This is a genomic window from Aeromonas sp. ASNIH2 (assembly GCF_002934795.1).
GTDB lineage: Bacteria > Pseudomonadota > Gammaproteobacteria > Enterobacterales > Aeromonadaceae > Aeromonas > Aeromonas caviae.
The window spans coordinates 3,940,470-3,953,721 of record NZ_CP026406.1; the positions used below are offsets into that span (position 1 = coordinate 3,940,470).

The 13,252-nt window shown below is 60.2% G+C and carries 12 protein-coding genes; 6 read left to right on the top strand and 6 right to left on the bottom strand.

What is annotated here, in order from left to right; genetic code table 11:
* Positions 1 to 256 precede the first annotated feature (256 nt).
* Together C3F36_RS18980 and C3F36_RS18985 are read right to left on the bottom strand one after the other, a co-directional pair.
* The gene (locus tag C3F36_RS18980) at positions 257 to 2,104 is read right to left on the bottom strand and encodes a DUF3413 domain-containing protein (RefSeq protein ID WP_104455689.1); all 1,848 of its coding nucleotides are present in this window, start codon (positions 2,102 to 2,104) and stop codon (positions 257 to 259) included.
* A gap of 43 nt (positions 2,105 to 2,147) precedes the next feature.
* On the bottom strand, positions 2,148 to 2,375 hold the full coding sequence (locus C3F36_RS18985) for a YejL family protein (protein ID WP_039038627.1): 228 nt from the start codon (positions 2,373 to 2,375) through the stop codon (positions 2,148 to 2,150).
* A 73-nt stretch (positions 2,376 to 2,448) separates the two neighbouring features.
* On the opposite strand from C3F36_RS18985, the gene yejK reads away from it, so the two are divergent.
* The 5 genes from yejK to C3F36_RS19010 all read left to right on the top strand — a co-directional run bounded on the left by yejK (position 2,449) and on the right by C3F36_RS19010 (position 8,914).
* Positions 2,449 to 3,498, top strand: a complete 1,050-nt coding sequence (gene yejK / locus C3F36_RS18990; protein WP_039038628.1) for a nucleoid-associated protein YejK — start codon at positions 2,449 to 2,451, stop codon at positions 3,496 to 3,498.
* A 395-nt stretch (positions 3,499 to 3,893) separates the two neighbouring features.
* A complete protein-coding gene (gene malE / locus C3F36_RS18995; protein WP_102948252.1) occupies positions 3,894 to 5,075 on the top strand; it encodes a maltose/maltodextrin ABC transporter substrate-binding protein MalE in 1,182 nt (393 codons plus the stop codon).
* Positions 5,076 to 5,148: 73 nt separating this feature from the next.
* Positions 5,149 to 6,804 (top strand): maltose ABC transporter permease MalF, encoded by a 1,656-nt coding sequence (malF, locus tag C3F36_RS19000; RefSeq protein ID WP_104455690.1) that lies wholly within the window; start codon positions 5,149 to 5,151, stop codon positions 6,802 to 6,804.
* Between the two features lie 12 nt (positions 6,805 to 6,816).
* Positions 6,817 to 7,707, top strand: a complete 891-nt coding sequence (gene malG / locus C3F36_RS19005; RefSeq protein ID WP_010674251.1) for a maltose ABC transporter permease MalG — start codon at positions 6,817 to 6,819, stop codon at positions 7,705 to 7,707.
* A gap of 70 nt (positions 7,708 to 7,777) precedes the next feature.
* The gene (locus C3F36_RS19010; protein WP_103259862.1) at positions 7,778 to 8,914 is read left to right on the top strand and encodes an ABC transporter ATP-binding protein; all 1,137 of its coding nucleotides are present in this window, start codon (positions 7,778 to 7,780) and stop codon (positions 8,912 to 8,914) included.
* A gap of 127 nt (positions 8,915 to 9,041) precedes the next feature.
* On the opposite strand, the gene ppk2 is transcribed toward C3F36_RS19010, so the two are convergent.
* On the bottom strand, positions 9,042 to 9,872 hold the full coding sequence (gene ppk2, locus C3F36_RS19015; protein ID WP_010674253.1) for a polyphosphate kinase 2: 831 nt from the start codon (positions 9,870 to 9,872) through the stop codon (positions 9,042 to 9,044).
* Positions 9,873 to 10,028: 156 nt separating this feature from the next.
* Between ppk2 and C3F36_RS19020 the strand changes: the two genes are divergently transcribed.
* Positions 10,029 to 10,835, top strand: a complete 807-nt coding sequence (locus C3F36_RS19020) for an alpha/beta fold hydrolase (protein WP_041212789.1) — start codon at positions 10,029 to 10,031, stop codon at positions 10,833 to 10,835.
* Positions 10,836 to 10,901: 66 nt separating this feature from the next.
* Here the strand turns inward: C3F36_RS19020 and C3F36_RS19025 are convergent, their stop codons facing one another.
* From C3F36_RS19025 to C3F36_RS19035, 3 genes are all read right to left on the bottom strand, one after another.
* Positions 10,902 to 11,711 carry a MipA/OmpV family protein gene (locus tag C3F36_RS19025; protein ID WP_232092701.1) on the bottom strand — a complete coding sequence of 270 codons (810 nt, stop codon included), beginning with the start codon at positions 11,709 to 11,711 and terminating at the stop codon, positions 10,902 to 10,904.
* 173 nt (positions 11,712 to 11,884) lie between these two features.
* A complete protein-coding gene (locus C3F36_RS19030; protein WP_029314318.1) occupies positions 11,885 to 12,955 on the bottom strand; it encodes an AI-2E family transporter in 1,071 nt (356 codons plus the stop codon).
* A gap of 22 nt (positions 12,956 to 12,977) precedes the next feature.
* Entirely contained in the window at positions 12,978 to 13,247 is a 270-nt protein-coding gene (locus tag C3F36_RS19035; protein WP_042880621.1) for a sulfurtransferase TusA family protein, read from the bottom strand.
* Between the last annotated feature and the right edge of the window lie 5 nt (positions 13,248 to 13,252).

The window sequence follows — 13,252 nt, forward strand, 5'->3', positions numbered from 1 at the left end:
TTTTCATATTTGAGAATAATTATCATTTAAGCCTGAGGGCGCGGATTATTGCAGAGGGAGTCAAGTAGATCAATAAATGACAATCATTATCATTTTGTTTTTATGATATTGATCGAATTGAGTTTTTTGAGAGATAAGTCAGTAAGGTGGTGGCATACGTTTGCGAATGACGCCATGGGAAACGGGAAGACGGGCGTGGTGCGGGCAAGAAAAAGCCCGCCATAGGGGCGGGCTCAAGGAGGTGGGCTGGCGCTGATCAGGGGGCGCGATAGAAGCGATTGAGCTCGTTCATCACCTGGAGCAGGGTGCCCATGTCCGGGGTGCCGTGCTTGATGGGGCGATAGGTGTCGCGGTCCAGCAGCTCGAAGTCCCCCTGCTTGTTGAACTGGGTGATGGTGTTGCCCTGATAGATGGCGAAGTCATTCTGATCCCCCGCCAGCAGCCAGGTGCGTGTACTGGCTTCGAACAGGTTGCTCCCCGTGCTGTAGTCACGATAGGGGTTGCGTACACCCAGCATGTTCTTCATCAGGGTCGGTACCAGATCCAGGTGGCTGCTCGCCTGCGCCTGGGGCGCAGGTTCGGCACCAGGCCAGGCCAGCACCAGGGGGACCTGCACCTGATAGGTCGAGTAATTGCTGCCATAGCCCCAGCTGTTGCTCTGGGTCTCGTTGAACTCCTGACCGTGGTTGGAGGTGATCACGACGATGGTCTGATCATCAAGCCCCTGCAATTGCAGTTGGGTCAGCATCTGCTCCAGCAGTTGATCGGTATAGAAGACCGCGTTCTTGTAGCGGTTCTCCAGCTTCTGCAGGTTCTCGGGCCGATAGGCAGTGGCCGGGTTGAAGCGGGTCAACTCGGGCTGGAAGGGGCCCTTGATGCTGGCGGGCACCTGATAATCCCCCGGGCTAGAGAGATAGACCAGAGAGAACCAGGGTCTGTCCGCGGTGCGCGTGCCAAGCCACTGCTGCCAGTCGTCGATGAGCCTGCGGTCATCGGTCTGGCGGGAGACGAAGACCTGTTTGCGCAGACCCGCAAGCAGACTCTGGCGATACTGCTTGGCATCTTCCAGTGCACCGAACAGGCCGAACTGGTAGTCCTGACGCAGCATCTCGTCGAACAGCACAGGGGGGAGCTTGTCGGCCCGGATGTCCCCGTAATAGTGGCCGGGCAGCCCGTAGAAGAGGCTGAACATCCCCATGGCTTCATCATTGCCACCACTCATGTGCTGGCGGAAATTGAAGTGGTTGTCCGCGTAGCGTTGCAGATTGGGCATGTTGATGTTGTTGAGCATGTCGGCTCGCAGGGAGTCGACCACCACCACCAGCAGGTTCTTGTGATCGCTGGGTGCGCTCACGCTGAGGGGGCGCAAGGGATAGAGCAGACGGTGCTCAGCGCTTCCCTGATCTTCGGCCTTCTTCTCATACTGCTCGAGGTCGAGCCAGCCATGCTTGGCCAGGAAGCTCCTGGCGGTCATGGGGTAGGAGAGGGGGAAGTTGGCCCGCTGCATGGTGATGGGTTGATACAGGGTCGCATCCGCCCAGCTGTTGACCAGATGGGTCAGGATGAAGCAGACCAGCAGGGCCAGCCCCACCTGATTGCCGTACTGGCGGCGTTTGCGCTTGTTGATCTTGCGCCACACATAGGCCGACAGCAGCAGTTGCAGCAGGAAGATGGCGGGCACCGCCACGAAGATGATGCTCCAGATAGAGCCCTCTTCGGTCTGCGCCTGATCCAGCAGCAGTTGCCACACCTGGCCATTCAAGTGGAACTTGAACAGCTGGAACACCTGGGTGTCGATAAGCAGCAGCACCAGCGCCAGGGTGGCGATGATGGATGAAATGAAGCGCAGCGGCTTCTCCCTGGGCAGGATGAAGCTCAAGGGGAAGATGGTCAGCAGATAGGTGACGAAGCTCAGGAACGAGAAATGACCTATCCAGCTGATGACGAGATAGGTCACGCCGAGCGTAGTCGACGGCCAGCTGATGGCGCCCAGGTAACGGGTCGAGATCAGCATGGCCAGGATGATGTTGAAGAAGGAGAACCAATGCCCCCAGGTGATCAGGCGAGAGACATTATCGCGATAGGGGTTGCCGGTTTCGACCATAATGATCCATCTGCTTGAAAAACATCAAAGAATGCGAAGAAACTCAGTGCGCATCGTGGCGATGGCCCACCGAGGCGGTGAGTGCCTGGATGAACTTCTCGGTGATCGCCTGGCGCTGGGCCGGGGCCATGCCGTTGATGATGTTGGTGGTCAGGTTGCCAAGGACCATCAGACTGAGATCCACCGGTGCCTTGTGTTTCTCCAGGGCGGTGATCAGGTCGTTCATCAGGGCGTCAAACTGCTCGTTATTGTACTTTGATACGATGGGCATAATCTTGGGTTCACCTCGGTTCAAAGCGCCTTATAATACTTCACCCTTTCGGCTAACACTATGGCTTTGTGACATGAGTCTCGATATCGACAAGATCATTCTTCACTCCCTGCGGGCGGGCAACGATGGCCAGCCCCACGCCGATACCCGCAGCCAGACCCTGCCTGCCGACGAGGCGGTACAAGGGCTGATGGCGGAGCTGCATCGCATCTACAACGGCAAGGGGGGAAAGGGCTTTGGCTTCTTCGCCGATCCCGAGGCCGCCGTCGCCGAGCTGGCGGAGGGGGAAGACGCCCCCAAGCAGCCTTCCCCCGCCTTTCGCATCGCCCTGGAGCAGCTGCTGGCGGAGCAGACCGAGTTCGTCCCCTTTTCCGTCAACCTGACCCAGATGCTGGTCAAGCAGCTGGTGGAGCATGCCCTGGACGAGCAGGGGGTGTTGCTGATTGCCAAGTACAACTATGTGGGGGTGGATTACCTGATGATCGCCCTGCTGGAAGGCAAGGAGAGCGTCACCGTGAGCGAGGCGCTGGAGCTGCGCCACATCCAGTACCTGGATATCGGCAAACTCAATCTGGTGGCCCGCATCGATCTCACCGAGTGGAAAACCCAAGGGGATTCGCGTCGTTATATCACCTTCAGCAAGGGCCGGGTCGGTCGCAAGCTGGGGGATTTCTTCATGGATCTGCTGGGGGCCCGGGAGGGCATGGATGCCAAGATCCAGAACAAGGGGTTGCTGCAGGCGGTGGACGATTACTGCGACAGCCGCCAGCTCGAACCGGCCGAGCGCAATGACTACAAGAAGCAGGTCTTCAAATATTGCACCGAGCAGGCCAGCGCCGGCGAGGAGATCGAGATCAAGGAGCTGTCGGCGGAATTGCCCGGTGATGGGGACCTCGATTTTTACAGCTTCATCGGTCAGGAGTACGAGCTGGAGGAGCGCTTCCCGGCGGACCGTTCCACCCTGCGGGGCTTGACCAAGTTTGTGGGCTCCGGTGGCGGCCTGACTCTGAGCTTCGAGCAGAAGTTGCTCAACAGCCGGGTCTTTTACGATCCCCAGACCGACACCCTGACCATCAGGGGAGTCCCGCCCAATCTCAAGGATCAATTGCTGCGCCAGTCGTAATGTGATCCAGCCGTCATTTTTTGCAAAAAGGCACCGGAGTCCGCTCCGGTGCCTTTTTATTTAAGGGGGTGATGTAGATGGAAACCACCTCAGTACTTTTGTTAACACATTGAACAAAATATCGGGAATGAAAGGGTTTTCAGTGGGGTGAAATCCCTTTCAATGACGTAAATTGATTTCCTTTCTGTAATTTAATTTCCATATCTTGGCAAAAATATGGGGATATCCCTTCCTAAGTCGCTGAAATAAGAAAATGTTTTCATAACTTTCTGGAAGAAAATACGTAATTGCATTTCAAAAATGCGAGGCGTGTCATGTGAGGCATTGACTGCTTGGGATAATATGCATCTGCACACAATGCTCTTACAGCGCGGAACTAATACAAGGAAAGGCTCATGAAAAAGAAATTGCTGTCATCCCTGATCGGTCTGGCTACCCTTGGCGTGGCCTGCTCTGCCACTGCTGCCATTGATGAAGGTCAGCTGACCATCTGGATCAACGGTGACAAGGGCTACAACGGCCTGGCCGAAGTCGGCAAGAAGTTTGAAGCCGAAACCGGCATCAAGGTCACCGTCGCCCACCCGGATCAGGTTGAAGTCAAATTCCAGCAAGCCGCCGCCACCGGCAACGGCCCGGACATCTTCTTCTGGGCTCACGACCGTTACGGTGAGTGGGTCAAGTCCGGTCTGCTGGTTCCCGTGACCCCGAATACCGCCACCAAGGCCAAGTTCGAGCAATTCGCCTGGGATGCCATGACCGTCGATGGCAAGACCTATGGCTACCCGGTCGCGGTAGAAGCCGTCAGCCTGATTTACAACAAGGATCTGTTGCCCAACCCGCCGAAGACCTTCGAAGAGATCGCCAAGATCGACGAAGACCTGAAGAAAAATGGCAAGCGCGCCATCATGTGGGCCTATGACACCCCCTACTTCAGCTACCCCCTGGTGGCTGCCAACGGTGGTTACGCCTTCAAGAAGACCGCCACCGGCTATGACGTCAAAGACACCGGCGTGAACAACGCAGGTGCCAAGGCCGGCGTCGGCTACATCTCCGAGATGATCAAATCCGGTCACCTGGAGAAGGGCATTGACTACGGTGTGATGGACGCCAAGTTCAACAAGGGCGAAGTGGCCATGATGATCAACGGTCCCTGGGCCTGGAGCAACCTGGACAAGAGCGGCATCAAGTATGGCGTAGCCCAGCTGCCGACCCTGAAAGGCAAGCCCGCCAAGGCCTTCGTTGGCGTACTGGGTGCCACCATCAACGCCGCCAGCCCGAACAAGGATCTGGCCATCGAGTTCCTCGAGAACTACCTGCTGACCGATGCCGGTCTGGCGCCGATGAACGCCGACAAGCCGCTGGGTGCCGTGGCCCTGAAGTCCTTCCAGAAGACCCTGGAAGCCGACCCCAACATCAAGGCCACCATGCTGAACGCCCAGAACGGCGAACCGATGCCGTCCGTGCCCGAGATGAGCCGTTTCTGGTCCTCCTTCGAAACCGCCCTCAAGAACGTCACTTCTGGCCGTCAGGGTGTTGACGAAGCCCTGGATACCGCTGCCAAGCGTATCGTCCAGTAAGCATGCACTACCCGGGAGGCCTTCGGGCCTCCCACTCTCTCAATCTCTCTTGGCGCAATAAAGGTTAATTGGCATGGAAGTAGTACCTTCTATCGAATCCTATGCCGGTCCGAAGAAAGACAAGTACGTCTGGCTGAAATGGACCATGGCGGCACTGATCGCAGTGCTTAATGGTTATGCGGCCGTGATGATGTATGCCAGCGGCGAGTGGGTATTTGCCCTGCTCGATCTGGTGGTCGTCTCCGTCGGTCTCTATGTCTTCATGAACAAGAAGACCTATGCCCACCGTTATATTTTCCCCGGTGTGGCAGGCATGGTTGTTTTTATCATCTTCCCTCTTGCCTACACGATCGGCATCGCCTTCACCAACTATTCGGGATCCAACTTGCTCTCCCTTGAGCAGGCACGGGATTACCATCTGAAAAAAACCTACAAGGTGACCGGCGGTGAATTCGATTTCACCCTCCTGGGTGGTGAGAACAATCAGTTTCAGCTGCTGCTGAAACAGGACGACCAATCCTTTATCAGTCAACCCCTTACCTTGCTGAACAACAAGGCGCTTACCCTGGCCGTCCGTGAAGGACGGGTCCGTGACGAGCCCCAGGTTGTTCAGTTGCAACCCCTGGCCGGGGAGGCGACCGACAAGGCGGCACCCATTCGTGCCATCGTCGATCACCGCACCCACCTGAGTGCCCTGGATGTGGTACTGCCCGAAGGCAATATCCATCTGACCCTGAGCAGCCTGCGCAAGTTCGCCGCCCAGAAACAGCTCTATACCCAGCTGGTCGACGGCGCCGTGCTCAAGTCCGGCGTCATGATCAAGGACAGCAACCTGCTGCGTGACAACCAGAGCGGCGAGCTGATGCAGCCCAACGGTGACACCGGCTTCTACCAGTACATCGATGCGGAAGGTCACTTCGTCGGCAAGGGCATTGCCCCCGGTTTCGTGGTGAGCGTGGGTTGGAAAAACTTCATGCGCATCATGACGGACCCGGGTATCCAGAGTCCCTTCATGCAGATCTTCGTCTGGACCGTGATCTTCTCCGCCTGTTCGGTGGCGTTCACCCTGGCGATTGGCATGGTGTTGGCGTGTCTGGTGCAGTGGGAGCAGCTCAGGGGGCGTGGTTTCTACCGGGTCATGCTGATCCTGCCCTATGCGATACCGGCGTTCATCTCCATCCTGGTGTTCAAGGGCTTGTTCAACCAGAACTTCGGTGAAATCAACCTGTTCCTGGAAGCGGCCTTCGGCATCAAGCCGGACTGGTACACCAATCCCTTCCTGGCCAAGGTGATGATCCTCATCGTCAACACCTGGCTCGGTTACCCCTACATGATGATCCTCTGCATGGGCCTGCTCAAGGCGATTCCGGAAGATCTCTACGAGGCGTCTGCCATGGACGGGGCGGGGCCGGTACAGAACTTCTTCAAGATCACCGTACCGCTCTTGATGAAGCCGCTGACACCGCTGTTGATTGCATCCTTTGCCTTCAACTTCAACAACTTCGTACTTATCCAGTTGTTGACGAACGGGGCGCCGGACATCATCGGGGCCACCACGCCGGCCGGGACCACCGACTTGCTGGTGAGCTACACCTACCGGATCGCGTTCCAGGGCTCGGGTGGTCAGGACTACGGTCTGGCCAGTGCCATCGCCACCGCCATCTTCCTCATCGTGGGTGCGCTGGCCTTGCTCAACCTGAAATTGTCCAAAGCCGACAAGCAACTGTAAGGAGGCTTCAACATGGCAATCGTACAACCCAAATCAGTCAAATACCGGGTGTGGGCAACCCACCTGGTGATGTGGGGCTTCCTGGCACTGATCATCTTCCCGCTGATCATGGTCATCGCCATCTCGTTCCGTAACGGCAACTTCTCGGTGGGGGAGATCATCCCCACCAATCCGACCCTGGATCACTGGAAGCTGGCGCTCGGAATGTCCATCACCAACGCCGATGGCAGCATCACGCCGCCGCCGTTCCCGGTGCTGACCTGGCTGTGGAACTCCATCAAGGTGGCGGGCATCACCGCCCTGATGATAGTGGTGCTCTCCACCACCTGTGCCTACGCCTTCGCCCGTCTGCGGTTCCGTGGCAAGTCCACCATCCTGCAGGGCATGCTGATCTTCCAGATGTTCCCGGCGGTGCTGGCACTGGTGGCCATCTACGCGCTCTTCAACAAGATCGGTGACTACATCCCCTGGCTGGGTCTCAACACCCACGGCGGCCTGATCCTGGCCTACATGGGGGGCATTGCCCTGCACGTCTGGACCATCAAGGGCTACTTCGAGACCATCGACTCTTCCCTGGAGGAGGCGGCGGCCATCGATGGCGCTACTCCGTGGCAGGCGTTCCGCCTGATCCTGCTGCCCCTGTCGGTGCCCATTCTGGCGGTGGTGTTCATCCTAGCCTTCATCGGCTCCATCACCGAGGTGCCCATGGCCTCCATCCTGTTGCAGGATGTGAACAATCTGACCCTGGCGGTCGGGGCCCAGCAGTACCTCTATCCGCAGAACTACCTGTGGGGTGACTTCGCCGCAGCCGCCGTGCTGTCAGGCTTCCCCATCACGGTCGTCTTCCTGCTCGCCCAGCGCTGGCTGGTGGGCGGTCTGACCGCAGGCGGCGTGAAAGGTTAACGGTTCATGGCCGGGGGAGCTGGCTCCCCCCGTCATCACGATTTGCAAAGATTCAAGAGCGGAGCTCGACATGGCTGAAGTAGTACTCAACAACGTTCGCAAAAATTACGACCCGGCTGTCCACAAGGACACCCTGCGCAGCATCAACCTCGACATCAAGGAAGGGGAGTTCATCGTCTTCGTCGGCCCGTCCGGCTGCGGCAAGTCCACCCTGCTTCGGATGATCGCGGGTCTGGAAGACATCACCAGCGGCGAGCTGACCATCGGCGGGCGCTACATGAACGACGTGCCGCCGGTGGAGCGCAACGTGGGCATGGTGTTCCAGTCCTACGCCCTCTACCCGCACATGAACATCTACGAGAACATGGCTTTTGGCCTCAAGCTCAAGAAGATGGACAAGGAGAACATCCACAAGCGGGTGATGCGCGCCGCCGAGACCCTGGGTCTCGAGCCTTTGCTGGACAGAAAGCCCAAGGCCCTTTCTGGCGGTCAGCGTCAGCGGGTGGCCATCGGCCGCTCCATCGTGCAGCAGCCGCAGGTGTTCCTGTTTGACGAACCGCTGTCGAACCTCGACGCCGCCTTGCGGGTCAAGATGCGTATCGAGATCGCCAAGCTGCACAAGGAGCTCAACTCCACCATCATCTACGTGACCCACGACCAGGTGGAGGCCATGACGCTGGCCAACCGCATCGTGGTGCTGAGCCCGCTCAAGGGCGAGGCGGCCACCAACCTGGAGCAGTTCGGCACCCCCCTCGAGCTCTACCACAACCCGGACAACAAGTTCGTGGCGGGCTTCATCGGCTCCCCCAAGATGAACTTCCTGGCGGGCGAGCTGGTGGAGATCGGCGAGCAGGAGTGCGTGGTCAAGCTCACCTCCGGCGATACCGTGCGTGCCCGGGTGGATGCCCGTCGCGGCGCGGTGGGTGACAAGGTGGAGCTGGGCATTCGCCCCGAGCACCTGGTGCCGCTGGGTCATGCCCATGCCGACAGCCGCGTGAGCGGCGTGGTGCAGGTAGCCGAACACCTGGGGGCAGAATCCTTCGTCTACATGGACGTGGATGGTCACGACTTCACCGTCAAGGCGAGCTCCGACATCGACGTGGCCACCGGCCAGGAGTACAGCGTCGGCATCCCGGCCGAAGCCTGCTACCTGTTCGATGCCAAAGAACAGGCGTTCCCGCGCACGGCCAAATATATCCGCGCCTGAGAGGGCGAGAGTGCCAGGTTTTCCTTTCTATACGTTCAATGCCTTTTGCCGGTCGCAAGACCGGCTTTTTATTGCCCGTCATCCGAAGCCCGGGTTCCGGCCAGCGGGTGCGGCTGGCCGGGGCCCGTCACTGCCCGTGCTTGTCTGACTCGAGGGCGGCGGTGACGTCCGGCACGAAGTGCTGGCTGGTGAGCGGCGGGCGCTCATAGCCTTCGGTCTTGATGGGGGGCAGGGTGATGGGCTCGTAGTGGATCGCCTCGTAGGGCACCTTGCCAAGGAGGTGGGAGATGCAGTTGAGGCGGGCGCGGCGTTTGTCGTCGGCGTCCACCACGAACCAGGGGCAATCCTCGGTATCCGTGTAGGTGAACATGTCATCCTTGGCGCGGGAATACTCCACCCAGCGGGAGCGTGACTGCAGATCCATGGGGCTGAACTTCCAGCGTTTGATGGGGGTGTTGATGCGCTCCTTGAAGCGTTTCTCCTGCTCTTCGTCGCTGACCGAGAACCAGTATTTGATGAGGGTGATGCCGGAGCGGATCAACATCCGCTCGAATTCGGGGCAGGCACGCAGGAATTCGCGATACTCGTCGTCGCTGCAAAAGCCCATCACCCGTTCGACCCCGGCCCGGTTGTACCAGGAGCGATCAAACAGCACCATCTCGCCCGCCGAGGGCAGGTGCGCCACGTAGCGCTGGAAGTACCACTGGGTACGCTCCCGATCCGAGGGGGCGGGCAGGGCGGTGACCCGGCAGACCCGGGGGTTGAGGGGTTCGGTGATCGCCTTGATGACGCCCCCCTTGCCCGCGGCGTCGCGCCCCTCGAACAGCACCACCACTTTGAGCCCCTCCTGCTTGACCCACTCCTGCAACTTGACCAGCTCCTCCTGCAGGTGGGCGAGGTGATGTTCGTAGGTCTTCTTGTCCAGACGGGGGCGTTTCTTGCTCTTTTCCTTGGCCATCATCCTCTCCTTGGTGACTCCTCGTTGTGAGTCTCTCCAGCTTGCACCAGGCGGGCACCCCTGCCAAGGGTGGCGTGTTACACTGCCGCCTCATCAGCCGCTGGCAACAGAAAAACAGGAAAGCCAGTTTCATCGCCGCTGGCAACAGGAGAAAACATGAAGCAGTTTATGGAGATAGCGGGCCGCCGCATGGCCTATCTGGACGAGGGGCAGGGTCCGGCACTGCTCTTTGGCCACAGCTACCTGTGGGACAGTGCCATGTGGGCACCGCAAATCGAGGCCCTCAAGGGGCAGTATCGCTGCATCGTGCCCGAGCTTTGGGGTCACGGGGATTCCGATGTGCTGCCCGAGGGGCCCTGCACCCTGGCGACCCTGGCCCGGGATCACCTGGCGCTGCTCGATGCCCTTGGCATCGACGAGTGCGTGCTGGTGGGGCTCTCCATCGGTGGCATGTGGGGCGTGGAGCTGGCGCGCATGGCGCCTGCTCGCCTCAAGGGCCTGGTGCTGATGGACAGCTTCGTCGGCCTTGAACCCCAGATCACCTGCGAGCGCTATCTCGGCATGCTGGCGATGATCGAGCAGGTCGGCGCCGTTCCTGCGCCCATCGCCGATCAGGTGGCGCCGCTCTTCTTCGCCCATCAACCGGACGCGGCCCTGATGGCCGGTTTCAAGGCCCGGCTGGCCCAATGGCCCGCCGACAAGGTGGCGAGCCTGGTGGCGGTGGGGCGCAGCTTCGTGACCCGGGAGGATCGCATCGACTGGCTCGAAGAGATGAGGCTGCCCGCACTGGTGATGACGGGGTGCGAGGACAAGGCTCGCCCTGTGCTGGAGGGGTATCTGATGGCCGAGGTGCTGGGGTGCCCGTTCAGGGAGATCCCGGGGGCTGGTCACATCTCGACCTTGGAGAACCCCGCGTTCATCAACCAGGCGCTCGCCGAATTTCTCGCCGAAGTGGCAGGGTGACGCTGCGCCGGATAGCCGTAAAAAAGGAGCCATGGGCTCCTTTTTTGTTGTCCAGTCCGGATGGGGCTACCAGATGTAGCCCACCCCGAAGCCTGCATAGAGTTCTCCCTGATGCTGGACGATGGGGCTGTCCGCAATGTCGTCGTCGTAGCGCTCGTAGTTGATGCCAAAGCCGCCAATCCAGTTGGCGCTGAAGCGATAGCTGCCGATGAGGGAGACCATGGGGGAGAGGGTGGTGCCCGTGTTCCACGCCGGCCTGTCCGCCCTCGCTTCGTCTTGCGAGACACCGCCGAAGTAGTAGTTGGCGAGGTTGTGGCTGCGCAGCATCACGCCGGCTCCCGGCATCAGCAGCAGGGGGCCGCGGATGATGGGGAAGTTGGCCCACAGCATCAGCTCCTGACCGTTGCTGGTACCGGTCACATCCGTGGTGGCCCGCACGCTCCAGAGGGCGTAGGGAGTGATGAGATCGGCCCCAACACCGGCCTCGAACTGCCCCTTGCGCTTCTCCATGCCATGGAGGAAGGGATCGTCGTCCGGGTCCAGGTTGCCAAAGCGCATCCGGCCGAAGGCATAGGTCGAGAGGTTGCCATCCCGGCTCAGGTAGTAGCGGGCCCGATCCCCCAGATACATCAGGTTGTCACCAAAATAGAGGGCCCCCGGGATGGGCATCAGGGTATCGTCCTGGTGCTGGTAACGGGCCTGACCGCCGATGACGGCCCCGCCCAGCACCAGCCCCTTGGGAATGGGGCTGTCAGGGCTGTCGCTGGAGAAGGCGCTGAGGGCCCCGATATCGAGGTCTGCCCGGACGGGAGAACAGAACAGCAGTGCCAGAAAGGCACCCAGAGAGGCATGGCGCAGGGCAGGGAGTGGGGGCATGACAGATCCTTGTCGGTGGGTGGGCGTGGGAACGAATCAGACCGGCGTAGCAAGTCAAACGGATGTCGGTTTTCAATTAAACCCGACAAGGCAAGCATGAGCCAGCGTCACGGAGGTGCTGCTGGTGGCCGGTATCTGGAAGGGGCGAGACCCGGCCTCGCCCCTTGCCAGGGTCAGGGGGCGGGGCGGGGGAGATCTTCCCGCTTGGGCCAGGCGTTGAGCACCGCTTTGACCAGTGTGGCGAGGGGAATGGCGAAGAAGACGCCCCAAAAGCCCCACAGACCGCCAAACACCAGCACGGCGATGATGATGGCTACCGGGTGCAGGTTGACCGCCTCGGAGAAGAGCAGGGGGACCAGCAGGTTGCCGTCTAGGGCCTGGATCACGAAATAGGCCACCATCAGCCAGGCGAAGTCGGGGGTCAGCCCCCACTGGAACAGGGCCACCATGGCCACCGGCACGGTCACCGCGGCGGCGCCGATATAGGGGATGAGCACGGAGAAGCCCACCGCGACCGCCAGCAGGGCGGAGTAGCGCAATCCCATCAGGGCGAAGGGCACATAGGTGGCGATGCCGACGATGACGATCTCGATCACCTTGCCGCGGATGTAGTTGATGATCTGGTCGTTCATCTCCACCCAGACCCGGTTCACCAGGGTGCGGTTGCGGGGCAGGAAGCGGCGCAGGCCTCCCATCAGCACCTGTTTGTCCTTGAGCATGAAGAAGACCATCAGGGGCACCAGGATGGCGTAGATGAGGATGGCCACCACGTTGATGAGGGAACTCAAAGAGGCGCTCACCAGTTGTTCACCGCCGGTCAGGATGCGCTGGCGAATGTTGTCGATGATGGTCTCCACCAGGCTGACGTCGATGATCTCGGGGTATTTTTCCGGCAGGGTGCGGACATAGTCCTGGGCATGGGCCAGCATGGCGGGCGCCTCCTTGGCCAGGTTGACCCCCTGGCTCACCAGTGTCGGGATGAGGCCCAGCAGCATCAGGGTCGTTACCGTGATGAACAGCAGCAGGACCAGGCTGGTGGCGACGGTGCGAGAAAGGCCGCCCCGTTGCAGGCGACTCACCGGCCACTCCAGCAGATAGGCCATCACCAGGGCCACCAGCAGCGGTGCCAGCAGATCCCCAAACAGCCAGAGCACGGCAAAGCAGAAGACCAGCAGCAGGAAGAGGGTGACGGCATCGGGGTCGGAAAAACGGGTCTGATACCAGCGCTTCAATACATCTAACATCGAGGCTTCCTTGAATGGCGGCTCACGGGGTGGGTGGCATGGGCTCGGGGGCGAGCAGGGCGTCCCGGGGGGGACGGGCAACGACGAGCAGCAGGGAGAGGCGGGCAGCTGACTCTTCCCGGGTCTGGACATGGTGACCCTGACGGCGCAGATAGGCGGGAATGTCCTGCCGGGAGCCTGCATCCCCGAGCTGGATGCACACGGATTGACCGGGCCGGGCCTGGCGCAACCAGAGCTTGAGCCGGATGAGGGGCTCGGGACAACGCCAGGGGGTCAGGTCGAGCTGTTCCATGAGAA

Excerpts from the sequence above, each read along its gene's own strand:
- C3F36_RS18980 (WP_104455689.1), bottom strand. The coding sequence starts at position 2,104 with ATGGTCGAAACCGGCAACCCCTATCGCGATAATGTCTCTCGCCTGATC.
- C3F36_RS19025 (WP_232092701.1), bottom strand. The coding sequence starts at position 11,711 with ATGCCCCCACTCCCTGCCCTGCGCCATGCCTCTCTGGGTGCCTTTCTG.
- C3F36_RS19030 (WP_029314318.1), bottom strand. The coding sequence starts at position 12,955 with ATGTTAGATGTATTGAAGCGCTGGTATCAGACCCGTTTTTCCGACCCC.
- ppk2 (WP_010674253.1), bottom strand. The coding sequence starts at position 9,872 with ATGGCCAAGGAAAAGAGCAAGAAACGCCCCCGTCTGGACAAGAAGACC.
- malE (WP_102948252.1), top strand. The coding sequence starts at position 3,894 with ATGAAAAAGAAATTGCTGTCATCCCTGATCGGTCTGGCTACCCTTGGC.
- C3F36_RS18985 (WP_039038627.1), bottom strand. The coding sequence starts at position 2,375 with ATGCCCATCGTATCAAAGTACAATAACGAGCAGTTTGACGCCCTGATG.
- C3F36_RS19035 (WP_042880621.1), bottom strand. The coding sequence starts at position 13,247 with ATGGAACAGCTCGACCTGACCCCCTGGCGTTGTCCCGAGCCCCTCATC.
- C3F36_RS19020 (WP_041212789.1), top strand. The coding sequence starts at position 10,029 with ATGAAGCAGTTTATGGAGATAGCGGGCCGCCGCATGGCCTATCTGGAC.
- malG (WP_010674251.1), top strand. The coding sequence starts at position 6,817 with ATGGCAATCGTACAACCCAAATCAGTCAAATACCGGGTGTGGGCAACC.
- C3F36_RS19010 (WP_103259862.1), top strand. The coding sequence starts at position 7,778 with ATGGCTGAAGTAGTACTCAACAACGTTCGCAAAAATTACGACCCGGCT.
- yejK (WP_039038628.1), top strand. The coding sequence starts at position 2,449 with ATGAGTCTCGATATCGACAAGATCATTCTTCACTCCCTGCGGGCGGGC.
- malF (WP_104455690.1), top strand. The coding sequence starts at position 5,149 with ATGGAAGTAGTACCTTCTATCGAATCCTATGCCGGTCCGAAGAAAGAC.